At 70.8% G+C, this 25,060-nt stretch carries 21 protein-coding genes and 1 pseudogene; 15 read left to right on the top strand and 7 right to left on the bottom strand.

Features of this window, described 5'->3' with window-relative positions; all coding sequences use genetic code 11:
• Positions 1–186 precede the first annotated feature (186 nt).
• Entirely contained in the window at positions 187–1,434 is a 1,248-nt protein-coding gene (locus tag GWK61_RS61585) for a MerR family transcriptional regulator (protein WP_228563417.1), read from the top strand.
• A 21-nt stretch (positions 1,435–1,455) separates the two neighbouring features.
• Here the strand turns inward: GWK61_RS61585 and GWK61_RS34390 are convergent.
• The 3 genes and pseudogenes from GWK61_RS34390 to GWK61_RS58830 form a co-directional block, all read right to left on the bottom strand.
• Positions 1,456–2,283, bottom strand: a pseudogene (locus GWK61_RS34390) (sporulation-delaying protein SdpB family protein); the annotation flags it as partial.
• The gene (locus GWK61_RS34385; RefSeq protein WP_267254430.1) at positions 2,271–2,717 is read right to left on the bottom strand and encodes an SdpA family antimicrobial peptide system protein; all 447 of its coding nucleotides are present in this window, start codon (positions 2,715–2,717) and stop codon (positions 2,271–2,273) included. The pseudogene GWK61_RS34390 and the gene GWK61_RS34385, both read right to left, overlap by 13 nt.
• A gap of 125 nt (positions 2,718–2,842) precedes the next feature.
• On the bottom strand, positions 2,843–2,974 hold the full coding sequence (locus tag GWK61_RS58830) for a hypothetical protein (protein ID WP_267254429.1): 132 nt from the start codon (positions 2,972–2,974) through the stop codon (positions 2,843–2,845).
• Positions 2,975–3,087: 113 nt separating this feature from the next.
• On the opposite strand from GWK61_RS58830, the gene GWK61_RS34380 reads away from it, so the two are divergent.
• From GWK61_RS34380 to GWK61_RS34365, 4 genes are all read left to right on the top strand, one after another.
• Positions 3,088–6,252, top strand: coding sequence for an AfsR/SARP family transcriptional regulator (locus tag GWK61_RS34380; protein WP_194915864.1), 3,165 nt, complete (start codon positions 3,088–3,090; stop codon positions 6,250–6,252).
• Between the two features lie 206 nt (positions 6,253–6,458).
• Complete coding sequence (locus GWK61_RS34375) at positions 6,459–7,814, top strand: helix-turn-helix domain-containing protein (RefSeq protein ID WP_194915863.1); 1,356 nt, start codon at positions 6,459–6,461, stop codon at positions 7,812–7,814.
• A gap of 40 nt (positions 7,815–7,854) precedes the next feature.
• Complete coding sequence (locus GWK61_RS34370) at positions 7,855–8,721, top strand: fumarylacetoacetate hydrolase family protein (protein WP_323747890.1); 867 nt, start codon at positions 7,855–7,857, stop codon at positions 8,719–8,721.
• A gap of 151 nt (positions 8,722–8,872) precedes the next feature.
• The gene (locus GWK61_RS34365) at positions 8,873–9,646 is read left to right on the top strand and encodes an SDR family oxidoreductase (RefSeq protein WP_194915862.1); all 774 of its coding nucleotides are present in this window, start codon (positions 8,873–8,875) and stop codon (positions 9,644–9,646) included.
• A 215-nt stretch (positions 9,647–9,861) separates the two neighbouring features.
• On the opposite strand, the gene GWK61_RS34360 is transcribed toward GWK61_RS34365, so the two are convergent.
• Complete coding sequence (locus GWK61_RS34360) at positions 9,862–10,914, bottom strand: hydroxymethylglutaryl-CoA lyase-like TIM-barrel protein (protein WP_194915861.1); 1,053 nt, start codon at positions 10,912–10,914, stop codon at positions 9,862–9,864.
• A 324-nt stretch (positions 10,915–11,238) separates the two neighbouring features.
• Here GWK61_RS34360 and GWK61_RS34355 point away from each other — a divergent pair, with 324 nt between their 5' ends.
• The 9 genes from GWK61_RS34355 (at position 11,239) to GWK61_RS34315 (ending at position 19,623) form a co-directional block, all read left to right on the top strand.
• Positions 11,239–12,135 carry a phytanoyl-CoA dioxygenase family protein gene (locus tag GWK61_RS34355; RefSeq protein WP_194915860.1) on the top strand — a complete coding sequence of 299 codons (897 nt, stop codon included), beginning with the start codon at positions 11,239–11,241 and terminating at the stop codon, positions 12,133–12,135.
• Positions 12,136–12,187: 52 nt separating this feature from the next.
• Positions 12,188–12,865: a 7-cyano-7-deazaguanine synthase gene (locus GWK61_RS34350; protein WP_194915859.1), complete on the top strand. Its 678-nt coding sequence runs from the start codon at positions 12,188–12,190 to the stop codon at positions 12,863–12,865.
• A 66-nt stretch (positions 12,866–12,931) separates the two neighbouring features.
• On the top strand, positions 12,932–13,714 hold the full coding sequence (locus GWK61_RS34345; RefSeq protein ID WP_228563416.1) for a HalD/BesD family halogenase: 783 nt from the start codon (positions 12,932–12,934) through the stop codon (positions 13,712–13,714).
• A 215-nt stretch (positions 13,715–13,929) separates the two neighbouring features.
• On the top strand, positions 13,930–15,141 hold the full coding sequence (locus GWK61_RS34340) for an ATP-grasp domain-containing protein (RefSeq protein ID WP_323747889.1): 1,212 nt from the start codon (positions 13,930–13,932) through the stop codon (positions 15,139–15,141).
• Positions 15,142–15,184: 43 nt separating this feature from the next.
• Positions 15,185–15,604, top strand: coding sequence for a 6-pyruvoyl trahydropterin synthase family protein (locus GWK61_RS34335; RefSeq protein WP_194915858.1), 420 nt, complete (start codon positions 15,185–15,187; stop codon positions 15,602–15,604).
• Entirely contained in the window at positions 15,601–16,353 is a 753-nt protein-coding gene (locus tag GWK61_RS34330; RefSeq protein WP_323747888.1) for a 7-carboxy-7-deazaguanine synthase QueE, read from the top strand. Before GWK61_RS34335 ends, GWK61_RS34330 begins: the two co-directional genes overlap by 4 nt.
• Before the next feature lie 2 nt (positions 16,354–16,355).
• Entirely contained in the window at positions 16,356–16,955 is a 600-nt protein-coding gene (gene folE, locus GWK61_RS34325) for a GTP cyclohydrolase I (protein WP_194915857.1), read from the top strand.
• Between the two features lie 99 nt (positions 16,956–17,054).
• On the top strand, positions 17,055–18,254 hold the full coding sequence (locus GWK61_RS34320; protein WP_194915856.1) for an MFS transporter: 1,200 nt from the start codon (positions 17,055–17,057) through the stop codon (positions 18,252–18,254).
• Positions 18,255–18,276: 22 nt separating this feature from the next.
• Positions 18,277–19,623, top strand: coding sequence for an ATP-grasp domain-containing protein (locus tag GWK61_RS34315; RefSeq protein ID WP_194915855.1), 1,347 nt, complete (start codon positions 18,277–18,279; stop codon positions 19,621–19,623).
• Here the strand turns inward: GWK61_RS34315 and GWK61_RS34310 are convergent.
• From GWK61_RS34310 to GWK61_RS34300, 3 genes are all read right to left on the bottom strand, one after another.
• Positions 19,602–21,050, bottom strand: a complete 1,449-nt coding sequence (locus GWK61_RS34310) for an ATP-binding protein (RefSeq protein ID WP_194915867.1) — start codon at positions 21,048–21,050, stop codon at positions 19,602–19,604. The two genes, GWK61_RS34315 and GWK61_RS34310, sit on opposite strands and share 22 nt — an antisense overlap.
• Before the next feature lie 71 nt (positions 21,051–21,121).
• Positions 21,122–22,819, bottom strand: coding sequence for an NAD(P)/FAD-dependent oxidoreductase (locus GWK61_RS34305; RefSeq protein ID WP_194915854.1), 1,698 nt, complete (start codon positions 22,817–22,819; stop codon positions 21,122–21,124).
• Positions 22,820–22,993: 174 nt separating this feature from the next.
• A complete protein-coding gene (locus GWK61_RS34300) occupies positions 22,994–24,238 on the bottom strand; it encodes a saccharopine dehydrogenase family protein (protein WP_194915853.1) in 1,245 nt (414 codons plus the stop codon).
• An 82-nt stretch (positions 24,239–24,320) separates the two neighbouring features.
• Here GWK61_RS34300 and GWK61_RS34295 point away from each other — a divergent pair, with 82 nt between their 5' ends.
• Positions 24,321–24,986 (top strand): TetR/AcrR family transcriptional regulator, encoded by a 666-nt coding sequence (locus GWK61_RS34295; RefSeq protein WP_323747886.1) that lies wholly within the window; start codon positions 24,321–24,323, stop codon positions 24,984–24,986.
• Positions 24,987–25,060: the final 74 nt, after the last annotated feature.

Below are 25,060 nucleotides of genomic sequence, written 5' to 3'. Positions count from 1 at the left end.
CCTCCGCCCCGACCAGCAGATCACGTTCACGCTCCGCTTCCGCCACAGCGGCACCGTCACGGTCAGCGCGATCGCGATCCGCCCCGAGGACCTGTACGCCTGACTCGGCTGACTCGCCTGACTCAGCTGACTCGTCGCAGCCGCAGGCTTGACTTTCGAGTCGACTCGAAGGTTTACGGTCCAGGTATGAGCACGATGCGGATCTCGCAGCTGGCCGAGCGCACCGGCGTCCCGGCCACCACGCTGCGCTTCTACGAGACCTCCGGCCTCCTGTCCGCCGACCGCACCGACGCGGGCTACCGGATCTACGGCGAGGAGGCGGTGCGCCGCCTGGAGTTCATCGACGCCGCGAAGCACCTGGGCCTGCCGCTGGAGGAGGTCGCCGAGCTGCTGGCGGTGTGGGAGTCCGGGGCTTGCGCGCAGGTCAAGGCCGACCTGAACCCCCGGATCGCGCACCGCCTGGCCGAGTCCGAGCAGCGCGCGGCAGAGGCGGCCGCCTTCAGCGCGACCCTGCGCGGGGCCCTGGCACACCTGGAGGCGCTGCCGGACCGCGACGAGCCCTGCGGCCCGGAGTGCAGTTTCCTCGCTCCGGCCTCGCCCGCTCGCTCTTCGACGAGCGCTGCCGCGCCGCTGCTCACCAACCGGCACGCCGCGCACGCTGCGACGGCCGCGCGCACCGACAACGCCGCGCCCGCCGAGCACGCTGCCCGCGCCGAGAATGCTGCCTGCACCGACAATGCTGCCTGCGCCGAGAACGCTGGCCGCGCCGAGATCGCTGGCCGCGCCGACAACCCTGCCTGCGCCGAGAATGCTGGCCGCGCTGAGAACGCTGCTCGCGCCGACAATGCTGCCTGCGCCGAGAACGCTGGCCGTGCCGGGAATGCTGGCTGCGTCGACAGTGCTGCCTGTGCCGACAACGCTGGCCGTGCCGACAACGCAGCCCCTGCCGACAGCGCTGCTTGCGCCGACAACGCTGCCTGTGCCGACAATGCTGCTCGCGCGGACAATGCTGCCTGTGCCGAGAGTGCTGCCTGTGCCGACAATGCAGCCTGTTCCGACAACGCTGCTCGTGCCGAGAACGCTGGCCGCGCCAACAGCGCTACCCACGCCAACACCCCTGCGCCCTCCGAATCCGAGCGCTGGCGCGAAGCCCCCGTAGCATGCACCCTCCCCGCCGACGGCCTACGTGAGCGTGCGAACGAGTGGCGCGTCGCCCTCGTCGGCGCAACCCGCGCGCCGATCCCCGAGGGCCTGCGGCTGACCCTCCCGGCCGACCGCGCCGCCGCGATTGCCGTGCTGGCCGTCGCCGAGCAGCAGTGCTGCGCGTTCTTCGACTTCCGCCTCCACTTCGACGGCCCGGCCCTGCATCTGGAAGTCCGTGCCCCCGAGGCCGGCGGCGATCTTCTGGCCGAGGTGTTCGCGCCGCCCGCCTGAGCCGAGCCCAACCAAGGCGATCATCGTCAGCCCGAAGCCGACAAGGCCCATCAGCACCGCGATGCCCGAGTGCAACAGAACCGCCAGCACGACCGCCGTCTTTCGCGCGCGCCGCGAGCCGAGCATGCAACCGGCGATAGCGAACTCCGTAACCAATACTCCCCATGTGAGCGCATGGATTGCCACGCCTGAAGAAAGAATCGGTTCCGCTGCTTTGCGAAATGGTCCAGCTAATCCGGTATACGGATCGGTGAACACCGAATACATGGCCCGCCCCGAGCGCCAGCCCGGGTTGGCCGACTTCGACACCGCAGCGTCGACGTAGATCAAGGCGATCTGGAGACGCAGGACCAACCACGCCGCGTACCCGCTACCGCGCCACACCGGCGGCAGCTCAGCGACCGGCGTCGACCAGTGCCAAACGCGCCTGTCGGCGATGAGCATCGGTATCACCAGCAGCGTCAGCACAGTCGCCGCCGCGTCGCCGCCGATCGGCTGCGTGAGGCTCGCGTTGAAACTCGCGGTCACGAACCAGTGCGGGACGCACACCCAGCGCGGAACACAACCGATAGCGGCGGCGAGCAACACCGTGATCGCGACGACGCGAGCGCAAGTCATCCCATCCGGGCTCGGTCCGCTCACACACCACAGCGTCAGCCGACGCACCCCGTCGCAGCGCATCCCATCCGGCAGATCAGGCCGGTACGCGAACAGCGTGCGGTCCGGCGACACCGCCAGCACCACCAGCTGGGCCAGCGCCACCAACGACCGGGACAGTGCCAGAACCCTGGTTCGCGGGTCGAAGGAACTCGCCGTCGTGACCAACCGGGCGTGCGTCAGGCGGCACACTCCACGTAGACGTTCGCGCACTCCTCAATCCCCCACCCGTTCGGCAACCGCCCCGGATCCGGATCCACGACCGCGATCAGCGTGTGCCCGCACAACGTGGCATGCGACGTAGCGTCCCGATAGAAGCTCCGCGAGCGAGTCAGGGTCCTGCTCTCGCAGACCTGCGGATCGAGACCGACACAGTCCTGCCAAGCCGTCCGAGGCAGCCCGGCGCTGATATTGCCGAGCTCGACAAGCTGCGCCGATCCCGCGCGGCTCAGCCCTAGATCCGTCCGCGCCGACATCTGCCGGACGGTGACCGCCGTCAGGCCGCCGCCGTCACCCACCCGGTAGGCGACGACGGCAGTCTGCGTTGGCTCGGAAGCGTAGAAGTTCCACCCCTGCGGCCACAGAACCGACATCGCAGAACCCTCAGAAACCACCGGGCGCGGCATGGTACGCGCCGGAAGGAACTGGACCAGGGAGGCGATCATCAGAGCGGCGGCAACGCATACGGTGACCCGGAATCCCTGCGCGGCGGCGGCCCCGTCGGGCGCATGCCCGGGTGTGGCGCGGGTGGTCACCGGAAGCAGGCGCTGCACACGTCCACGGCAGGGTAGGCGTTCGCCTTAGGCCGGTCCGAGTAGCCCAGCCCCGACGCCGCGGCCACGAGCAACACAGCGGCCACGACACCGATGAGCACGGTTCGCACAGATCTTCTCCTTGAGCGCTTAAGATCCGCTGGGAATAACGGAGGGCGCCAGATCGGCGACCCACGGTAGCCTACGTACGCGATCTATTACTGCGATATCCGGCGGATATCCAATGGGGACCCGGGGGACCGAAGACGTGGTGGAACCGGACGTACGGCTACTCGGTCCGCTGGAGATCAGGTCCCGGGGCGCCGTCGTCCCCCTCGGCGGAGGCCGCTCGCGCCGGCTCGCCGCCATGCTGTTGCTGAACGCCAACAACGTCGTCTCCACAGACCGGCTCGTGGACGTCCTGTGGGAGACCGCACCCCAGTCCGCGAGGCAGCAGGTGCACAACGCCGTCAGGGTCCTGAGACAGCGCCTGGCGGACGTCGACGGCATCACCGTCGCGACCGCGCCGCTGGGCTACCGGATCGAGCTCGCGGACGAGTGCCTGGACCTGGCGCGGTTCCGGGCGCTGGTCCGGCTCGCGGAGACGGCGGCCGACGCGAACCGCCTCCCCCAGGCGATCGACTACCTGACCCAGGCGTGCGGGTTGTGGCGCGGTTCGGCACTGGCCGGCCTGGAAGGCCAACATCTCAAGAACTTCAGCGTCCGCCTGGAGGAGGAGCGCGCCCTGGCCGCCGAACAGCGACTCGCCCTGCGGGTCCGGGCCGGAGACGCCAAATCGGCCATCGCCGAACTCGTGGAGTTCGTCGAGAAGCACCCCCTGCGCGAGGCGCCTCGGGCCAGCCTCATGATCGCCCTGCACGCCACCGGCCGCCAGGTCGAAGCCCTGGAGGCCTACGACCAGGGCCGCCAGCTCCTGGCCGAGGAGTACGGCCTGGACCCGAGCCTCGACCTCCAGGAACTCCACCGCGACATCCTCAAAGGCCACCAGCCCCTGGCCGTGACGCTGGCCGTGACGACGGAGAATCCCGCCCCGCCCTCGACGACACCGGCCGCTTCGGCGCAAGCCTCGACGGCGCCCGAGGCGGAGGCCGAAGGCAACCGCATGTTCCTCCCGCACGTGCCCAAGGAGTTCTCCGGGCGCGGCCGGGAACTCAGGCGTCTGATAGAGGAGAGCCAGCAGACCAGCGCCGCCTCGCTCGTCATGTCGGCCATCAGCGGCATGGGAGGCGTGGGGAAGACGGCGCTCGCGGTCAGCTTCGCCCACAGCGTGGTCCAGGACTACCCGGACGGTCAGTACTTCGTGGACATGCGGGGCTTCACCGCCGGTGTCGGCCCGCTCTCGCCCGAAGCGGCCCTGGGAATCCTCCTGCGGCAGAACGGCCTGTCCGAAGAGCTGATCCCCCTGGATCTGGAGGAGCGGGCATCCGTCTGGCGCTCCCGGATGGCGGGGCGGCGGGCGATCCTGCTGATCGACAACGTCTTCGACTCCGAGCAAGTCAGGCCACTGCTGCCCGGGGCCGGCGGGCCGCTGGTGCTGATCACCTCCCGGCGGCGGCTGGTGGCCTTGGAAGGCGCCGCGTCGCTGGTCCTGGACACCCTGCCCACCGACGAGGCCGCGAGCCTGTTCACCAAGGTGGCCGGAACCGACCGGTGCGCCGAGGAGCAGGCCGCGGTGGTCCGCGTCGTCGAACTCTGCGGCTGCCTGCCCCTGGCCATCCGCATCGCCGCCGCCCGCTTCCGCGACCGCCGCAGCTGGAGCGTCGCCTACCTGGCCGAGCAACTCAGCGACCGGCAGCGGCGGGTGGAGTTCCTCGACGGCGACGGACGAAGCGTCTCCAAGGCCATCGGCGTCTCCTACTTCCATCTGCCGCCGGACTCCCAGCGGTTCTTCCGCGCCCTGAGCCTGAACCCGGGGACGGACATCACGGCCTCGACCGCCGCCGCACTGATGGCGACGTCCGAACCGAAGGCGCGCACACAGCTGGAAGCGCTGCTCGACGACAACCTCATCATCGAGGACAACCCACGGCGCTACCGTCTCCACGATCTGGTGCAGGACCACGCATCCCGGCTCACGCAGGAACAGGACGCCGTCGCCGACCGCCGCCTGGCCCGGGACCGTCTCATCGACCACTATCAGCGGTGCGCGGCCGCCTGGGGCAGCCAGCTCGCGCGCGGCCCGTTCCGGTTCCTGCCGGTCATCGAGCATCCGGGACCGGAGGTCCCCTCGGCCAGGTCGCCGACCCACGCGCTCAGCCTCTTCCGAGCAGAACACGCCAATCTCTTAGAAACCGCAAGAGCGGCGGTGGCCGGTGACGCGGCCCCCCGAGGCTGGCAGCTGGTATGCCTGCTCCAGCCCTATCTGCGACACATGAACTACTCCGGCGACTCGCTGCGGCTTCTCGAAGGAGCGCTGGCCATCGCGCAGGCGATCGGCTCGGAGCCGGGGGAAGCGCTCTGCCTGCACGGCGCCGCGCTGGCCCACCGCGAACACTTGCGGCACGAACAAGCCAGAACCCTGCTGAAGGCCGCGATCGCCATCAACGAACGGCGCGGCGACCGGTCCGCCGTGTTGTACCAGCTCATCGATCTCGGCGTCGTGCTGCTCAACGACGGCCGGCTCCGGGAGGCCTACGACAGCTACAGCTCGGCGCTCACGATGAGTGTGGAAGCCGGCGCCGATCTGACAGTGCGTTCCCACCTGCGGAACAACCTGGGCGTCGTGTGCTCGCACCTGGGCCGGTTCGAGGAATCCCGTACCCACCTGGCCGAAGCCCTGGCCGGCTTCCAGGAGGTCGGGCTGGCGCTGATGTCCGCGAAGGCCATGGCCAATCTGGGGCTGCTGGACCTCCGTGCCGGGCGGACCGGTGCCGGACCGGCCCTGGACCGGGCGCTGACGGCGGCCCGCACCAGCGGGGCCGCCATCGCCGAGACGCTGGTCCAGGCCGGTATCTGCGAGGCCCACAGCGCCGACGGGGACGTCCGGCGCGCGCTCACCGCCGGACGGACCGCCCTGGCGCTGGCCCGCTCCCACGGGTTCTACGAAGCGGAGTGCATCTCCCTCATAGCGCTCGGCGAGGCCTATCTCGTGGCGTCCGACACCGGAAACGCCGACACGGTCCTCACCAACGCCCTGGTGCTCGCCAGGCGGCGGCAGCTGTCCAGCTGTATCGCGCGGGCCTGTGAGGGGCTCGGGCACCGTGCCCTGCTCATGGGCGACTCCGCCAAGGCCAAGCAGTGGTTCGAGCAGTCCCTCGCCGCCTATCCGGCCGACGAGGTGGACGCCGACAACCCCCGGTCCCACCTCGCCGACGCGGTCATCGGCGAGAGCCGATGCCGGCGTTGTCGGGTGTTGGCTCCCACCGGTATCCGAGCCACCGCCACATAGTGGCGCGCACGTGCGCTTTCGGCCGCACTGTGCGCTTTCGGATATCACGCCGATACCCGACGGATAGCCGAGTCTTGCATGATCGGGACGTCGACCGATTTCGATGTGCAGCGGGGGACTATACGGTGACTGCGATCATGCGGGAGGAGCCTGCCGGCTGCGACGCCGCCCAGATGTCAGGCCACCCACCGAGTCCGTCACGACCCATGGGGAGGAGACCGCTCGCGGACAGCGTCCGGAACGACCATTTCGGGCGCCAGCTCCAGCGCTACCGCAATCGCGCGCGGCTCAGTCAGAACGCCCTGGCCGGACTGTCCACGATCAGCGTGCGAGCGATTCGTAACCTGGAGATGGGCAAGGTCTCCCGGCCGAGGGTCACCACGGTGCGGCTGCTGGCCGACGTCCTGAGGCTGACCGCGCAGGAGAAGACAGACTTCGAGCTGGCCGCCGCCGGGGAGAACGCCGGGGGAGTCATGGCCGCCCCGCACGGCTCCCCGGCGCCGACGCCGAGCCCGCTGGTCGGGCGGGACCTGGAGATGGGGGCCGTGCTCAGACACCTGTGGTCCGAGCACCACCGCATCAACACGATCGCCGGACTGGCCGGGGTGGGCAAGACCCACCTCGCGCTCGCCATCGGCGCGCACGCCCACAACGCCGAGGCGGCCGCGGTGCTCCGGGTCCGCGCCGTCCCGGACCCGGGACGGGCCTTCGGCGCCAACGGTTTCGGGGCGAGCGGCTTCGACGCCAACGGCTTCAGCCGGCTCGACACCGCCGACCTCGCCGACCTGGCCAACCCCGCCGGCCTGGCCGGGCTGGCCCGGCGGATCGACGGCCGCAAGACCCTGATGATCATCGACGACAACGACCGGGACGCGGTGGGCCGCGAGGCCATGTGGCGGCTGCTGCGCGAGTGCCCCCGCCTGAGCATCCTGGAGACCCGGCGCTCCTCCGACCACGTCGGGACCAACTACCACCTGTTCCTCGGCCCGCTCACCACCGACGGCGACGCGCCGCCGGCCCGGGAGCGGGCCGACTGCGAACCGGCCGTCGCGCTCCTGCTCGAAGCACTGTCCGAACTCCGGCCAGACTTCTCGCCGACACCCGAAGGACTGGAGAAGCTGGCCGAGGTGTGCGCGCAGCTGGACGGGCTTCCCGGAGCCCTCCAGTCCGCCGCGTCCTGGGCCGCCATCCTCAGCCTCGACGAGGTGGTCGAGATGTCCCGGACCGAACCGCAGACCCTGGCCACGAACCCGTCCGGATCCTTCGACCCGGTCACCATGGCGCGCGAGGCCACCCGGCGTCAGCGCGGCCTGCAGAACTCGTTGTTGCGGGCGATGTCCGAATCCTCCGAATCCGCGGACGGGTGGACCGTCGAGGAGGTCGCGGACCGCCTGAACCTGTCCAGGATCGCCGCCGCGGGCGGCCTGCAGGCCCTGCGCCAGGACGGCCTCATCGTGGGGCGCGTCCGGGCGGACGGCCAGCGGATGCGGTTCCGGGTCCTGAACCTGGTGCGCGCGTTCGTCCGCCAGGAGTGGGTTCTGGACGCCGCTCGTACCTGCTGATCAGAGCAGGCATCCGGCACCAAGACGAAAGGGAAATACTGTGCGCCTGTGTACGGTGATCGCCGAGGGTGTGGAGGACGTGGGCGTCGCGGTCGACGGCGGCGTGATCCTCCTCAGCGAGATCAACAAGCTGCTGGGGACCGAGTTGGGGCCGTCGCTGGACGACGTCGTCATCGCCGATCAGAGGTCGGAGTTGAGCGCGGCGGTCCGCGATCCGGACGTGCTCCGTCGGGCCTCCCGCCTGGAGCACCCGACGTTCGGGCCGCTGCTGCGCCGCCCGCCGAAGCTGTGGGGCGTCGGGCTCAACTACCGGCGGCACGCCGACGACCTGGAGGTCGAGCAGCCGGTGGAGATGCCGGGCTCGTATCTGCGCGGGTCGAGCACCATCATCGGGCCCGGGGACCACATCGTTCTGCCGGCCCAGTCCGAGCGCGTCACGGCCGAGGCCGAGCTGGGCGTGGTCATCGCCAGAACCTGCAAGGACGTCGCGCCCGAGGACGCCGCCGGCGTCGTGTTCGGGTTCACGACGGTCCTGGACATGACCGCCGAGGACGCCATCCGCCTCAATCCGCGCTACATCCCCTGGTCGAAGGCGTTCGACACGTTCTGCAGCCTCGGCCCGTGGGTCGTGACCCCGGACGAGGTCGGCGACCTGTCTACGATCCGGATCTCGACCGTCGTCAACGGCGAGGTCATCGCGACCAACCTGGTGTCCGCGATGATGCGGGACCCGCTGTGGCAGGTGAGCTACTTCTCCGGCGGCATGACCCTCGAAGCGGGCTCGGTCATCGCCACCGGCACCCCGGGCGCGGGCGTGATCCGCGACGGGGATCAGGTGGAGGCCCGGGTGGAGCGCGTCGGCACCCTGACCAACCGGGTCCGATCCGCTGTACCGCAACCCGCCTGACCGTCTGTCTGTCTGACCGCCTGACCGCCTGACCGCCTGACTGCCTGACTGCCTGACTGCCTGCCTCTCTGACTGCCTGACGTTCGCGCGCCGCCCGGCGGCACCGGATACCCGGTGCCGCCGGGCCGGCCCTCCCGACAAGGAGACTGCTGTGGATCTGGGGCTGGACGGCCGCGTCGCGCTGGTCTGCTCCTCGACCTCCGGGCTCGGCGAGGCGATCGCCCGGGCGCTGGCCGCCGAGGGGGCCGAGGTCGTGGTGACCGGCCGCCGCGGGGAGCGGGCCAGGGCGATCGCCGGCGAACTGCCGAAGGCGACCGGGGTGCAGGCCGACCTGTTCGACCCGCAGGGGCCTGAGAACCTGCTCCGGGCGTGCCAGGAGGCCTTCGGACCGCCGGACATCCTGGTCCTCAACGGCCCCGGACCCGGGCCCGGCCGGATCACGGCCGTCGAGCACGCCGAGCTCGACCGGGCGTTCACCGCCCTGGTCACCGTCCACCACCGGCTGCTCACTCTGGCCCTGCCCGCGATGCGGGAGCGGCGCTGGGGCCGCGTCCTGGCCGTCGGTTCCAGCGCCGTGGTCGCCCCGATCCCGGACCTGGCGCTGTCGGGGGTGGGACGCAGTGCCCTGGCTTCCTATCTCAAGTCGCTGGCCGCCGAGGTCGCCGCGGACGGCGTCACGGTCAACATGCTGCTCCCCGGCCGCGTCGACACCGACCGGGTCCGGGCCGTGGACGCGGCGCGCGCCGCGAAGTCGGGCCGCACGCCCGAGCAGGTGAAACAGGAGTCCCTGGCCGGCATCCCCGCCGGGCGCTACGGGGATCCGGCGGAGTTCGGGGCCGTCGCCGCGTTCCTGTGCAGCCGGCAGGCCGCCTATCTCACCGGCGCGGCGGTGCCGTGCGACGGCGGTCAGTCGCCGGTGCTGTGAGCGGCGAGCGGCCGCAGGGCGGCCGGGCCCCGGGCACGGTGCCGACGATCACGCCGGTCAAGAACGCGCCCACGGCCCGAGCCGGATCCCTGCGGCCAACTCGCCGACCACCCTCGGCAGGCCCGGATGCGCCGGGCACGGGGCAACCTTTCAGAGGTGACTGTGCCGGAGTTGCCCGCTTGCTCCCGTCGCCGACGTTCCGGCCACGGGAGTGCTCACCCGACGGGAAGCCGGGGGTCGGCGACCAGCGCCGTGGCGACGTTTCGGACCAGGTCCTCGGTCGGGTTGATCCGCTCCACGAGGGCGACCTCGGCCATCAGGTCGAAGACGTCCACCCCGTGCTCGAGGGCGCACTTGGTGATCAGCGGGAAGAAGCTGGAGTGGGTCTGGGTCAGGCCGCCGGCGATCATGAAGGTCCGGTCGCTGTGCAGCCGCTTCAGGCCGCGGATCCGGGTCTCGCTCAGCCGGCTGAGCGCGCGGTAGTCGTAACGGCTGCGGTCGGACTCGGCCGACAGGACCGCGGCGAACATCTCGGTGTTCGCGTTGCCGGCGCCGCGCCCGATCCCGTCGAGGGTGACATCGATGTAGCGGACCCCGGACCGCGCCGCCGCCAGCGCGTTGGCGTTGGCCATGCCCAGGTTGTCGTGCCCGTGGAAGCCGAGCGGAGTCCCGCCCCGGACGACCTCGGCCACCAGCTCGGTGATCTCGTGCGGCAGGTAGCCGCCCACCGAGTCCACCAGGTAGACCGCGTCGGCACCGAATCCGGCGCAGCGGCGCACCGCCTCGGCGACCCCGCGGGGGTCCAGGACGTTCGTCTTCATGAGATTCGCGAAGGCCCGCAGGCCCAGGCTTTTCGCGAGGCCGAGAAAGTCCTGTGCCGGCTCGACTTCGGTGATGTCCACGCCCACGCGGACAAACCGCATGCCGGCGGCCGCAGCTTGCCGGAGATGGTCGAGCGTGGCTATTCCGGGAATGCAGAACATCCCCCATTCCGCATCGTCGAGAATGGCCGCGGCAATGTCGAAGCACTGTTCATCGGAGACCAGACTGGGTTTCCCGAGCTTTTCGCCGGCGTTCAACCCCAGTCCGTGGCCGAGTTCGACCAGGCCGACCCCGGCGGCCTCCAGTCCGGACAGGACACCGGTGATCGTGTCCACGTCGAACTGGAAGTCCACCGCGTAGCTGCCGTCCCTGAGCGTGCAGTCAAGGATCTCCACCTCGTCGAACGGGGTACGTTGTCCGACCTTCGCATCCACTGTGAGTGTCATGAAAACCTCAGCAATCGATTGATCCGACGACCACGTGGACACCGGCCGCCCGGCAGTGGGCGGTCGGCGGGGTCGCCGGTGTGTCCACGGGTGAGATTCGCGACTCGACACTACGTGCGGACCGGGCGGAACTTGCGGCAGCCGGACCGGCACAATGCAGCACAATCCCAGCATTATCAATGCCTTGACGCGCTCTTTCTACCTCTTGCCGGCCCCGGTTTCCGGTGTGAGCATCGGCAAGTGTCCAGGAGTCCGATTATCCCGCCACGCGCCGCCCGCGGAACGGTTGCGCCTGGATTTCACGATGAGGAAGGGATACGCATTATGAGGATCACCGACACCCACGTCGAGAACTATCGGCAGAACGGCTTCTGCGTGGTACCGGGACTGCTTCCCGACAAACTGGTGCGCACCGCGCGCGACGTCGTGGACCGGCTGCTGCAGACCCCGGACCTCTCCGACGTCGCCGAGCCCGAGCCGGAGGACCAGGGGGTGGCCCGCCGGATCTGGTCCCCCACCTCGCGCGACGCGGTGTTCGAGGAGCTGGCCGTGCACGACGACCTGGTGGACGCCGTCGCCAGGCTGGTCGGCGACGACGTGGTGCTGCAGTACTCGAAGCTGAACGTGAAGCCGCCGCGCGTGGGCAGCGTGGTCCAGTGGCACCAGGACTTCGCCTACTACCCGCACAGCAACACCGATCTGGTCGCGTGCCTGATCTACCTCGACGACGCGACCCGCGAGAACGCCTGCCTGCGGGTGGCCGCCGGATCGCACCGGCACGGGCTGCTCCCGCACGAGAAGAACGGCTACTTCGCAGGGAAGATCGCCTCGCTGGAGGAAGTCGGCGTGGACCCGGCCACGCTCGTGGAGTGCGAGGGCACCGCCGGGACGGTCGTCTTCCTGCATCCGCTGGTCGTGCACGGCTCGGAGAAGAACGTCTCGGACCGGTATCGCAGGGCCTTCATCCCGGCCTACCGCGCGGCCGACGCGTTCCCGATCTACTACGGCCCGCACGCCGCGCACAACGAGCCCGGCGCCAAGCTGCTGCGCGGCCGGCTCGCGACGACGGCCCGCAGCGAGGGCGGCGTCTGGCGGCTGCCGATCGCCGAGGCCGAGTTCAACTCGCTGTACGAGATCCAGGAGGGCGCGCACCTCACCCGCAGCGCCAAGACCCGGACCGGCTACTTCTCGCACGAGGAGTCCGAGGCCTCGGACGGCTAGCCGGCAAGCGCGTCCCCCATGACGATCCCCGACACCCGGGAGGTGGGTTCGAATGGCCAGGATCATCGCGATCGTGTCCGGCGGCATGGACTCGGTCACCATGGCACACCAGCTGCACACCGCGGGCAACGACCTGCACCTGCTGTCGGTCGACTACGGCCAGCGGCACCGCAAGGAGCACGCCTTCGCCGCCATGGCGGCGCAGCGGCTCGGGGCCCCGCACCAGATCGCGGACTTGTCCGCGATCGGGAGCCTGCTGCGCGGCTCCTCGCTGACCGACGCCTCGGTCGAGGTCCCCGAGGGCGGATGGACCGGGTTCGGCAGCCCCAACATCGTCCCGAACCGCAACGCGCTGCTGCTCGCGGTGGCGTTCGCGGTCGCCGTCGTGGAGAACGCCGAGTCCGTGGCGATCGGCATCATGGCCGACGACTTCGTCACCGTCCCGGACAGCCGGCCGGCCTTCCTGGAGTCCTTCATCGCGATGGAACGCATCGCCACCGAGGGCTACGCGCACCCCGACCTGGACCTGCTCGCACCGCTGGCCGGGAAGACGAAGGCCGACGTGGTGACGCTCGGCGAGAGCCTGGACGTGCCGTGGACGCAGACCTGGACGTGCCTGCGCGGCCTGGCCGAGCACTGCGGGCACTGCGCGGCGTGCGGCGAGCGCCAGGAGGCCTTCGAAAAGGCCGGCGTCCCCGATCCCACGGTCTATCAGGTCTGGAACGACTGACCCCGATCCACTGCCGGCCGGCGCGCGCCGGCCGGCAGCTTGCCCGGAAGGAAGAAAGAGCACACCGTGAACCTGAGCGACGTCGAGAGCCAGCTGTCCGAGTTCCTGGCCCAGACCTACACCCCGCAAGCAGTGGCCGACCTGTCCGACCGGTTCCACCGCGACGGGTTCGTCAAGTTCGACAGCACCAGCCGGCTGATCCCGGCCGGGATCGTGCAGACCGTCCACGCCGAGGCGGACCGGCTGATCCAGGCCCACAAGGAGCGCCGGGACCTGGTGCTGAGCACCACCGGCAACACGCCGCGCAAGATGAGCGTGGTGAAGAGCGAGGAGATCGAGGCCGGCAGCGAGCTCGTCCGCGGCCTGTCGCGCTCCAAGGTGCTGCTGGAGTTCCTCGCGGGCATCACCGGCGAGGAGATCGTGCCGCAGGTGTCGGACGACGAGCGGTACCTGATCACGCATCAGGAGTTCAAGGCCGACACCCACGGCTGGCACTGGGGCGACTACAGCTTCGCGCTCATCTGGGCGCTGCAGATGCCGCCCCTGGCCAGCGGCGGCATGCTGCAGTGCGTCCCGCACACGCACTGGGACAAGACCGATCCGCGGATCAACGAGATCCTGTGCGCGCGCAAGATCGACACCCACGGCCTGGCCTCCGGCGACCTGTACCTGCTGCGCACAGACACCACGCTGCACCGCACGGTCCCGCTGAGCCAGGACGGCGTGCAGCGCACCATCCTCAACATGACCTGGGCGTCGGTGCGCGATCTGAGCAAGGCGCTGACCGGGGACGACCGCTGGTGGGAGGACCCGGCGGCGAAGGCCGCGCAGGCCGTCGCGCGGTCCTGACCCGGGGCCGCGGGTCGCGGGCTGCGGGCCGGGTCCGCCGAGGGTCGGACCGGCCTGCGGCCCGCGGCCACCGCGTCGGCAGGCGCGCGAGCAGACCGCGGTCGCCGTGCAGCCGCGCCGCCGTGCAGCCGCGCCAGCGCGCTGGAGCGCGCGAGCAGACCACTGAGACAAGGAGCACGGAGATCTCTGCCACGACATCGCGTCCCCCGGCCGTCGTGATCCTCGACCCGGGCCGACAGGGCGTCAACTTCAAGCAGCAGGCGGCCGACCGGGGCCTGGCGGTCGTCTCGGTGTACACCATGCCCCGCGGCCACATCCAGGACCGCTGGCCGGACCACACCGACGGCGACGACGTCAGCGTCTACGCCGCCGGACTGGACGAGATCCGGTCCGCCCTGGACCAGGTGCACGGGGACGTCCGCGGGATCGTCCCGGCCTCGGACGTCGCGGTGCACACCGTCGACCGGCTGGCCGAGGCGCTCGGCCTGCCGGGCAACGGCGCGAAGCTAGCGCTGGCCCGCCGGGACAAGGCCGCCATGCGCGAGAACGCGCAGCGCGCCGGGCTCCGCATCCCCGCGTTCGAGGTCATCGACGACGTCCGGGCGGTCGGCCCGGCGGCGCACCGGGTCGGCTTCCCGGCGATCCTGAAGCAGACCTCCGGCGCGGCGTCTCACGGAACGCTGTTGCTGCGCGGCCCGCAGGACGTGCAGGACCTGCCGCCGCTGCACGAGCTCGACTACTTCGGCCGGCCCGTCCGCAGCTGGCTGGTCGAGCAGTACGTCCGGGGCCGCGAGCTGGCGGTGAACTGCATCTCCCACGACGGTCGGCACCATCTGGTGGACGTGTGGGAGTACCGGCAGCCGGACGACTCCGACTATTCGTTCCCTTACTGGGAATCGGCCCAGATCCCGCACGACGACCCGGACCGGGACCTGGTCGTCGCCTACGTGCGGGACGTCCTGGACGCCTTCGGGGTGCGGCTCGGCCCCAGCCACACCGAGGTCAAGGTCTGGGACGGCCGGGCCTACCTGATGGAACTCGGGACCCGCCTGCCGGGCGGCCCGATGATCGACCACTGGGTCGCGCACAGCGACCTGGACCCCCTCCAGCAGACCCTGGGCTGCCGCCTCGGCGAGGAGCCGGCCATCACCACCCGGCCGGTGCGGTTCGACGCCTTCGGCGGCGCCAGCGCGATCCGCAACGACGGCCCGCCCGGACGGCTCGTCGAGATCAAGGGCCTGACGGAAGTCGGACAGCTCCCCGGCGTGGACAAGGTCGTGGTGGCCTTCGAGGCCGGCGCGGAGATCCCGACGACCGACAGCGTCCGGAACATCCCGGTGGGCGTGTGGGTGCACGCCCCGGACCACCCGACCCTGCTGCGACGGCTCGCCGACGTCCGCGCCGCCGTGGAACTCGTCATCGACTGACGTGCGGACCGTACCGCCGACTCCGACCTTGGAAGGACACCCGATGCTGCGCATCGCGAAGGAGTTCCCGTTCTCGGCCAGCCACCGACTCGACCACCTGCCGCCGGAGCACCAGTGCGCACGGCTGCACGGGCACAACTACGTCATCGAGATCGAGCTGGCGGCCGCCGCCGACGCGCTGACCCCGGCCGGCTTCGTCCGCGACTACGGCGAGCTGGACGACTTCAAGAAGTGGATCGACGCCGAACTCGACCACCGGCACCTGAACGACGCCGTGGAGGGACGCAACCCTTCGGCGGAGAACCTCGCGATCTGGGTCTACGAGCAGTGGGCGCCGCGGATCCCCGAGCTGTGCGCCGTGCGCGTGTCGGAGACCCCGAAGACCTGGGCCGAGTACCGGCCCGGGACTGGAACCGGCGGCGGGACCGGTAGCGGGACCGGCGGCAGGACTGGCGGCCTGTGAGCGCTCAGGCCGCTCAGGTCGCGCCGGTCGCGCCGGCGGCCCGCACGCTCCTGGTCAGCGAGATGTTCGGCCCCACCGTCCAGGGCGAGGGACCCTCGGCCGGCCGCCGCTGCGGATTCCTGCGTCTGGGCGGCTGCAATCTGCACTGCAGCTGGTGCGACACCCCCTACACCTGGGACTGGCAGGGGCAGTCGGACACCGGCATCGCCTACGACGCCGGCGCGGAGCTGACGGTGGTCGACGTCGAGACGGTGGTCGCCTCCGTGCTGGCGATGCGCGTCGATCTGCTGGTGGTCACCGGCGGCGAGCCGCTGCGCCAGCAACGGCGGCTGCTGCCGGTCGTCGACATGCTGGCCCGGGAGGGGGTCGGCATCGAAGTCGAGACCAACGGGACCATCGAACCGCACGGGGACCTGGTCCGGCCCGGGGTGCGGTTCAACGTCTCGCCGAAGCTCGCGCACGCCTCGGACCCGCTGCGGCGCCGGATCCGCCCGGCCGCGTTGCACGCCCTGAACCACACCCCCGACGTCGCGTTCAAGTTCGTCTGCCGCGATCCCGGCGACCTGGAGGAGGTCGCCGGCCTGGTCGCGGAGTTCGGGCTGCGACCGGTCTGGATCATGCCGGAGGGCCGTTCGCCGGAGGTGCTGCAGCAGCGGCTGACCTGGCTGGCGGACGCGGTCGTCGACCGCGGCTGGAACCTGTCCACGCGTCTCCACGTCATCGCGTGGGGCGACAAGCGAGGAGCCTAGAAATGACCATCGGCCTGAACGACCAGCTCGCCGAGCAGGCCCTGTCAGCGTCCGCCTCCGATCCGTTGGAGGGGCTGGCCCGTCAGCTGTTGATCGAGATCGGCGAGGACCCGGACCGGGAGGGCCTGCGGGACACGCCCGGGCGCTACGCGCGCTGGTGGCGGGAGTTCACGCGCTACGACCCGGGCACCCTGGACACGGTCTTCGAATCCGTGTCGAAGAACCAGACCGTCATGGTCTCCGACATGAAGGTGTGGAGTCTGTGTGAGCACCACCTGCTGCCCTTCAACTGCTCGATCACCATCGCCTACCGAGCACACGGCCGTATTCTGGGGCTGTCGAAATTCGCCCGTATCGCGCACAAGCACGCGCACCGACTCCAGCTCCAGGAGCGCCTGATCAGCGGCATCGCCGACGAGGTCCAGGAGATCACCGACTCGCCCGACGTCGCCGTCGTGGGACGGGGCGAGCACCTGTGCATGACGATGCGCGGCATCCGTACCAGCTCCCTGATGACCTCGACCTCCTTCCACGGGGTGTTCGACGAGGACGGGCCGCAGCGCAACGAACTCATGGCGCTGATCCAGGACATGCGGAGGTGATCGCCGCCCACCGGTTCATCGACGACTCGGACCGCCCCGCGACGGTGGCGGTCCGTCTCAGTGCCCGTACCTCCCAGCCTCGTTAGGACCAGCCCCGCAATGGGAAACGCCAAGCCGTTCTCCGCATATCGACAGCTGTTCTCGCTTCCACACTTCGGCCCGTCCCTCGTGGCGGCCGTCGCTGGAAAGCTCCAACCCGGTGTGTTCTCCCTGGCCCTGCTGCTGGAGGTGGCCCACTACCGGAGCTTCAGCAAGGCGGCGATGGTGGTGTCGCTGTCGGCGCTGGCGGGCGTGACGGTTCCGGTGCGGGGACGGCTGATGGACCGGTACGGCTACACCCCGGTGATGGTGCCGGCCCTGGTGCTCTACCTCGCGGGGATCGCCGGGCTGGTCGCGAACGAGCGCGCGCACGGCGCGTTCGTGGTGACCGTCGCCTGCGCGATGCTCGCCGGGGTGTCGGCCCCGCCGATCCAGATCGTCACCCGCCTGATGTGGCGCTCGATGGCCACCGGCGATCTGCGTACCACGGCGTTGTCGCTGGACGCGGTGCTGGCCGACGTCGGCTTCATCGTCGGCCCCACCGCGGCGGCTGTCCTGGCCTCGACCGTCGCCCCGTGGGCCGGCCTGGCCGCCTCGGCGACCATGAGCACGGTCGCCACCTGCCTGCTGCTGAGCCGCCGTCTGCCGCACGAGCGCAAAGCGGCCGGCGGGGAGCGCCACATCCTGGGCCCGCTGCGCAGCGCGCCGCTGCGGCACACGATGGTGGCGGCGGTGCTCTTCTTCCTCGCGGTACGGGCCGCCGAACTGGCTTTTCCGGCCTGGGCCCAGCAGCACAGGACACCGCTCATGAGCGGCGTCCTGCTCAGTTGCATGGCCGTCGGGAGCGTCGCCGGCGGCGCGGTCCTCGGCGCGTTGCCGAAGGAGTGGGCCGAGCGGGCGAAACTGCCGACGACGCTGGCCGTCCTGAGCACGGGCACGCTCGCGGCCGCGGCGGCCAGCCAGGGGTGGGAGATCGTCTTCGCCGTCGCGGTGGCCCTGATGGGGATCGCCCTCGGCCCGACCTTCGTCGCCCTGTACGCGACCGCCGCGGACCTGGCCCCCGAGGGCACGGCGGCCGAGACGCAGTCCTGGATCGGCTCGTTCATGTCGCTGGGCGGTGCCGCGGGTACCGCGGTGAGCGGGGAGATCGCGGTCACCACCGGCCCCGGCGCCGTGCTCCTGCTGGCGGCCGTGTCGATGGCGCTGGCCGCCATCCTGGCCTACCACGCGGTGAGCCGGGCCGAACCGGTCACGGCCTGACAGGATCGAAAGGCGGCAGCCCATGGCCCGACGACGCGTCCTCCTTCTGAGCCACATCGACTACGACGCCTACCACCACGCGGACGGCAGCCCGTTCTTCGCACCGGACGAGTACGACGTCACCTTCGTCGCCGATCGGCGGCACGTGGCACGGTTGCGGACCGGACCGCTGCCACCGGAGATCGGTGAGACCATCGCGACGAGGCTGAAGGACGACACGGCGGTGTCGACGCTGCTGGAAGCCTTGGCCCGCACCGCCGAATGCGACTACGTGGTCGCTCTGCAGGAGCGCCTCCTGCTGCCGGCGGCCCGCTTCCGCGAAGCGCTCGGCCTGCCCGGTCCCGGGGTCGCGCAGACGCTGCTGCTGCGCGACAAGATCGCCATGAAGCGGCACTTCGCCGCGCACGGGGTGCGGGTCCCGGACCACATCGAGATCCGCGAGCCCCGGGACGCCTCGGCGCACCTGGCCCGCCACGGCCGGATCGTGATCAAGCCGGTGGACGGCAGCGGCTCGTTCGACATCAACGTGATCAGCGACCGGCAGCAGCTCGCGGCGCTGCACAGGCGCGGGCTCCGCGGCCCGCATCGCTACGAGGCCGAGGAGTTCGTCGACGGACGGCAGTTCCACATCGACAGCATCGTGCGCGCCGGGACCCCGCTGGCCACCTCGGTGTCGCAGTACCTGGACTCCCACGAGTCCTTCCCGCTCGGCGGCCAGATCCGCTCGCACACCCTGGACCCCGGCCCGGAGCGCCGGCGCCTGACCGAGTTCAATGCCAAGGTCCTGTCATGCCTGCCCCGGTTCGACGGCGTCACGCACCTGGAGGCCTTCCTCGACCCGGACGGCGAACCGGTCTTCTGCGAGATCGCCGGCCGCCCCGGCGGCGCCGGCATCGTGACGACCTTTCAGCATGCGCACGGCGCGTCGCTGCTCCTGGCCGGCGTCCTGCCGCAGATCGGCCGACCGGTGCCGGATCCCGCGCCGCCGGGAACGGTGCAGCGAACAGCGCCGGGAGCAGCGCCGCGAACACAGGAGGTCCCGTCCACCGGCTGGTCCCTGATATATCCGCCCGCCCTGGGACGGTTCCAGAGCTACGACTCCCTGCCGAGCGCACCGTGGCTGCTCCAGCTGACCACACCGCTGACGCCCGGCGACCTCGTGACCGCCTCACGACGCTCGACGGACGTGCTCGCGACCATAGCCGTGAGCGGCGTGGACTCCCGCGAGGTCGTCGCGCACCTGGACGGCGCGCAGGCGGAGATCACGGCGACGATCGTTCAGGACCCGATCGCCGGTGGCGCAGAGCGTTTCGAGCCGCTGACGTTCGCGAGTGCGGGGCGCGATGCTTACGAGGTCGATCCGGACTGATCGTTCCACCGCACCGGCAGCCGAACCCGGAACCGCGTGTCGCCGGGCACCGACTCGACGCTCAGATCCCCGTGGTGCCTGCTGACCACGATCCGCCACGAGATGTCCAGCCCGAGTCCCGTCCCCTTGCCCACCGGTTTGGTGGTGAAGAAGGGCTCGAAGATCCGTCCCTTGATCTCGTCGGGCACGCCAGGGCCGGTGTCCTGGAATTCGACCACCAGCTGGTCGCGGTCCAGGCTGGTGCTGATGGTCAGCGTGCCGCCGTCGGCCATGGCCGCGACGGCGTTGTCGATCAGGTTCGTCCAGACCTGGTTCAGCTCCGCCGGATACGCGGGGACCTTGGGGAGGTCCGCGCCGTAGTCCTTCACGACGCGTACGTCGGGCGGGATCTTCCCCGCGAGCATCGTCACGGTGCTGTCCAGCAGCTCGTGGACGTCGACCTCCTGCTGCGAGGCCCGGTCCAGCTGCGAGTACTGCTTCGCCGCGCCGACCAGCGCCGAGACGCGGTGCGTCGCCTCCTCGATCTCGGCCGTCAGGCCCTCGGTCTCCAGGGTCCGGGCCAGCCACGACAGGACGGCCGGCAGCACCCCGTCCATGCCGCCGGTGATCCGCTCCAGGTCGTCGGCCTCCAGCCCGGCCTGCACGAACGTCGGCGCGAGCTGCCAGCCATCCTCGACGCCCCGGTCGTCGAGCCAGTCGGCCATCGCGTCCTCGCGGTCGGAGATCGCCAACGGGCCGAGGCCGAGCGCCGACGCCTTCCCCTGCGCGGCCGCCTCGGTCGCACGGTCCAGCACCGACACCAGCGTCTCCAGGCTCGGAGCCCGCTCCCCGTGCGCGGCGATCGCGTTCAGATCGGCACGCGCGCCGACCACGCCCTCGCGCAGCGCGGAGGCGGCTCGCAGCGCGGCGCCGGCCGGGTTGTTCAGCTCGTGCGTCAGGCCGGCGGACAACGCGCCGAGCGCGAGCAGCCGCTCCCGGCCGCCGACGATCTGCTGCTGGATCTGGGTGCCGAAGAACAGCCCCTCCAGCAGGTGCACCGCCATCGGGAACCACTCGTGCATCAGCGTCGAGAACAGCTCGGCGGACACCACGAAGAAGCGCGACGGAACGGTCACCGACAACGAGTTCCGATAGATCTGCTGCACCCGGTCGCCGAGGTAGGCCTGGAACGCGCCGCTGTAGACGCCTACCTGCGAGGTCCGCGCCACCTCGACGTCGTCGGCCCCGACCCGCCGCGACAGCACGACCGTCCCTTCGAGCAGGACGTAGAACCACTGCGCCGCATCGCCTTCGGCGTACACCTGGCCGGGCTCGAAGGCCTCGACGGTGCCGTGCTCGCACAGCCAGTTCAGCTGGTTCTCGTCGAGCTTCTCGAACAGGAACAGGGTGCGGAGTTCCTCGACGCTGCATGAGCGCGGCACGCCGATGCCCAAATCGCCCGGGCCGCACGCGGTGCCGCGCGAGCCGCCGGCCGGCTCCGGCTCTCGCTCCGCGGCGCTCACAGCTTCTCCACGTATCGGTGCACGAGCATGACCGCCATCGCACCCTCTCCCACCGCCGACGCCACGCGCTTGGTCGACTCCGACCGCACGTCCCCGATCGCGAACACCCCCGGCACGTTCGTCTCCAGCAGATAAGGCGCGCGCTCCAGCGTCCAGCCCTTGATCGGCCCACCACCCGCGGCGATGTCCGGCCCGGTGAGCACGAAGCCGCGCCGGTCGCGTTCCACGACCCCGTCGAGCCACTCGGTCGTCGGAGCGGCGCCGATGAACACGAACAGCCACTGCGCGTCCACGTCCTCGGTCGCGCCGGTCGCCGAGTTCCGCAGCGTCAGCCGCTCCAGATGCTCGTCCCCGTGCGCCTCGACGACCTCGGTCTCGGACCGCACCACGATCGTCGGGATCTGTGCGATCTGCTGGATCAGGTAGTACGACATCGAAGCTTCCAGCGACTCGGCACGCACCACCACCGTCACCGACTTGGCGAACCGCGACAGGTACACCGCGGCCTGCCCGGCCGAGTTCGCCCCGCCGACGATGAAGACGTCCCGGCCCTCGCAGTTCAGCGCCTCGGACAGCGACGAACCGTAGGACACGCCCTTGCCGGTCAGCTCGTCGATCCCGGGCGCCGCCAGCCGCCGGTACTCCACACCCATCGCCAGGATGACCGTGTGCGCGCCGATCGCCGTCCCGTCCGCGAACCGCACCAGGCGCGAGGAGCCGCACATCTCCAGGCCGGCGACCTCGCGCGCGGTCAGGATCTCGGCGCCGAACTTGGCCGCCTGGCGCCGTGCGCGGCCGGTCAGCTGCGCGCCGGAGACGCCGTTGGGGAACCCGAGGTAGTTCTCGATCCGCGAGCTCTGCCCGGCCTGCCCGCCGGTGGCCAGGCGCTCGACGAGGACCGTCCGCAGGCCCTCGGAAGCGCCGTAGACCGAGGCGCTGAGGCCCGCCGGACCGCCGCCGACGACGATGAGGTCGTAGAACTCGCCGGCCGGCGTCGTCCGCAGGCCGACGTGGTCAGCGAGTTCCTGGTCGTCCGGTTCCAGCAGGGTCTCGCCGTCCGGCGCGATGACCAGCGGGAGTCTCGGGGCGTCCGCGCCGGTCGCGTCCGGGTCCTGGCCGGCGGCCAGCAGCAGGCGCTGGCCCTCCGGCTCGTCGGAGGCGTACCAACGGAAGGGGACCTGGTTGCGGGCCAGGAACTCGCGCACCTGCGTCGAGCGCGCGGACCAGCGGTGGCCGACGATGCGGGTCTCCAGCACGGCGCGGTGGTCCTCGGCGAGCCAGGAGTCGAGCAGGCTGTCGACCACCGGGTAGAGCTTCGTCTCCGGCGGGTCCCAGGGCTTGAGCAGGTAGTGGTCGAGGTCGACGATGTTGATCGCGTCGATGGCCGCGTCGGTGTCGGCGTAGGCGGTCAGCAGGATGCTGCGGGCGGCCGGGAAGACGTCGAGGCCGCGTTCGAGGAACTCGACGCCGTTCATCTCCGGCATCCGGTGGTCCGCGATCAGCAGCGCGACGAGGTCCCCGCGCAGCTTGAGCTCCTGCAGCGCTTCGAGTGCCGCGGCGCCCGATTCCGCGCGCACGATCCGGTAGTCGCTGCCGTAGCGGCGGCGCAGATCCCGGGCGACGGCGCGGGACACGCCCGGATCGTCGTCGACCGTGAGGATCACAGTTCGGGGTGCGGAAGCTGCCTCGGTCACAGCGCACAAGGTAGATCCATATGCCGGATGGCGCCAGGCGGGGCGACCGTTCAGGGCAGGTTTTGCAGCCCCGCCTGGGGTTTTGCGAGACAAGTAGTGAAGAACGGCGCGATCCTTGTTGCGGCCTTTTTCGCGGCGCCTCTGGAGCCTCTACGCGTCCTCCTACGCGTTCTCCTACGCTGTCTCGCGGATCCCCCACGGGGAGCCGTAATCCACCAGCAGATCCAGGAACGGCCGCGGCGCGAAGGCCTCGGGGCCGAGTACCCCGGCGCCGCTCCACACGCCGGTCGCCAGCAGCTCCAGCGCCACCACCGGGTTGATCGCGGTCTGCCAGACCACGGCCTGCGAGCCGTACTCGCGCATCGACCACTCGTTGTCGACCACGTGGTACAGGTACACCTCGCGGCGCGCGCCGTTCTTGGTGCCGGTCACCCAGGTGCCCGCGCAGGTCTTGCCGCGCATGCGGTCGCCGAGGGTGGCCGGGTCCGGGAGTGCGGCGGCGACGACGTCGCGCGGGGATACTGCGGCCGGGCCTCGGTCGCTGGGGACGATGAGGGGTTCGGTGCGGTCCAGGCCGAGTTCGTGCAGGGTCTTCAGCTTGCTGATGAAGTCGTCGCCGAGCCCGTATTTGAAGGTCACGCGCTTCGCGTCGACCCAGCGGGGGACCAGCAGCACTTCTTCGTGCTCGACGTTCACGCATTCCACCGGGCCGATGCCTTCGGGGAAGTCGAACACCTCCGGCTCGCTGAACGGGGCGGTGGTGAACCAGCCTCGGTCGCGCTCGTAGACGACTGGCGGGTTCAGGCATTCCTCGATCGTGGTCCAGATGCTGAACGACGGTGCGAAGTCGTAGCCCTCGACGGTCAGGTTCGCGCCGTCGCGGATGCCGATCTCGTCGATCTCGTCGAAGAGCTCGTCGGCGGCGTAGCGCGCGAAGACGTCGGACAGGCCCGGCTCCACGCCGATCCCGACCAGCGCCAGGGCTCCGGCCTTCTCCCACTCCCCGGCGCGGGCGAACTGGGCGTCGCCGAGCTTCTCGCCGCACTCCTCGTAGGGGCGGTCGGGGTGCGGGTGGGACAGCGACATCGCCATGTCGAGGTAGCCGGCGCCGGCGGCCAGGGCGGCGTCGAACAGCGGCAGGACGAAGCGCGGGTCGGTGGCGTTGAGGAGGACGTCGCAGCGGTGCTCGGTGAGGAGGGCGCGGACGGCGTCGCGGTCGGCGGCGTCGACGCGGGTCGCGACGAAGCGGGGGTCGGTGGTGCCGTCGCCATCGCTCAGCGCCGCCACCGCCGCCACCGCCGCCTCGGCGCGTGCGGGGTCGTAGTCGGCGACCACGAAGTGCTCGAAGAAGGAGCGGCGGGCGGCGATACGGGTCACGGCGGTGCCGACGCCGCCGGCGCCCACGAGGAGGATTCGCATGACGGGATCGAACCGCCGGGCGCGCGGTAACGTCAATGGTGTTGGCGTAAGGCGCTACGCTGCCGCCATACCCCCGAAGCCGGTGACCCCCGAGACCGCCCGGCGTCGGCGCCGCCCGACCAAGGCCGGGACGGTGCTGACGCACGAGCTGATCGTCGCCACGGCACTCCGGATGCTGGCCGAACACGGCGCCGAGGGGCTGTCAGCGCGCCGTCTCGGGCTGGCGCTCGGCGCGGATCCGAGCACCGTGTACCGCTACTTCGCGGGCATGGACGACCTGGTCCTGGCGATCGCCGACGAACTGATCCACCAGGCGCTCGCCGGATGGCAGGCGAGCGGCAACTGGCGGTCGGACTTGCGTGCGCTGGGGACGGCCATCCACCGCGCGTACCTGGCGCACCCGCAGGCTGCGCAACTTACCGCGAACCGGGTGTCGGGGCGCGAGCACGAGATCGCGGCGGACGAGACGATTCTCGGGATCCTGCACGGCGCGGGGTTCCAGGGCGAGGCAGCCGCCCGGATCTACCACGCGTTCATCGACCAGACGCTGGCGTTCGCGGCGCTGGACGCAGCCTCGTTGGCGCTGCCGGAGGCGGCGAGGGAAGCGGACGAGCGGCAGTGGCGGGCTACGTACGCGCGGCTGCCGGGGGCGACGCATCCGCATATCGCGGCTGCGGCTCCGTTGCTGGTCGCGCGGATGAACCTGGAGCGGTCGGCGCCGGCCGGCAGCAGCAGGATGTACTTGTAGAAGTTGCTGACGCAGCCGGCCGGTTCGGTCAGCGGCGTGAGCGCGTCGATCCCGGCCAACGCCTCGGTGTAGCG

Origin of the sequence: Catenulispora rubra (assembly GCF_015356825.1) — a bacterium.
Classification (GTDB): domain Bacteria; phylum Actinomycetota; class Actinomycetes; order Streptomycetales; family Catenulisporaceae; genus Catenulispora; species Catenulispora rubra.
This window is presented reverse-complemented; position numbering and strand designations above follow the sequence as displayed.

Excerpts from the sequence above, each read along its gene's own strand:
- GWK61_RS61585 (WP_228563417.1), top strand. The coding sequence starts at position 187 with ATGAGCACGATGCGGATCTCGCAGCTGGCCGAGCGCACCGGCGTCCCG.
- GWK61_RS34385 (WP_267254430.1), bottom strand. The coding sequence starts at position 2,717 with ATGCCGCGCCCGGTGGTTTCTGAGGGTTCTGCGATGTCGGTTCTGTGG.
- GWK61_RS34380 (WP_194915864.1), top strand. The coding sequence starts at position 3,088 with ATGGGGACCCGGGGGACCGAAGACGTGGTGGAACCGGACGTACGGCTA.
- GWK61_RS34375 (WP_194915863.1), top strand. The coding sequence starts at position 6,459 with ATGGGGAGGAGACCGCTCGCGGACAGCGTCCGGAACGACCATTTCGGG.
- GWK61_RS34360 (WP_194915861.1), bottom strand. The coding sequence starts at position 10,914 with ATGACACTCACAGTGGATGCGAAGGTCGGACAACGTACCCCGTTCGAC.
- GWK61_RS34355 (WP_194915860.1), top strand. The coding sequence starts at position 11,239 with ATGAGGATCACCGACACCCACGTCGAGAACTATCGGCAGAACGGCTTC.
- GWK61_RS34350 (WP_194915859.1), top strand. The coding sequence starts at position 12,188 with ATGGCCAGGATCATCGCGATCGTGTCCGGCGGCATGGACTCGGTCACC.
- GWK61_RS34335 (WP_194915858.1), top strand. The coding sequence starts at position 15,185 with ATGCTGCGCATCGCGAAGGAGTTCCCGTTCTCGGCCAGCCACCGACTC.
- folE (WP_194915857.1), top strand. The coding sequence starts at position 16,356 with ATGACCATCGGCCTGAACGACCAGCTCGCCGAGCAGGCCCTGTCAGCG.
- GWK61_RS34320 (WP_194915856.1), top strand. The coding sequence starts at position 17,055 with ATGGGAAACGCCAAGCCGTTCTCCGCATATCGACAGCTGTTCTCGCTT.
- GWK61_RS34315 (WP_194915855.1), top strand. The coding sequence starts at position 18,277 with ATGGCCCGACGACGCGTCCTCCTTCTGAGCCACATCGACTACGACGCC.
- GWK61_RS34300 (WP_194915853.1), bottom strand. The coding sequence starts at position 24,238 with ATGCGAATCCTCCTCGTGGGCGCCGGCGGCGTCGGCACCGCCGTGACC.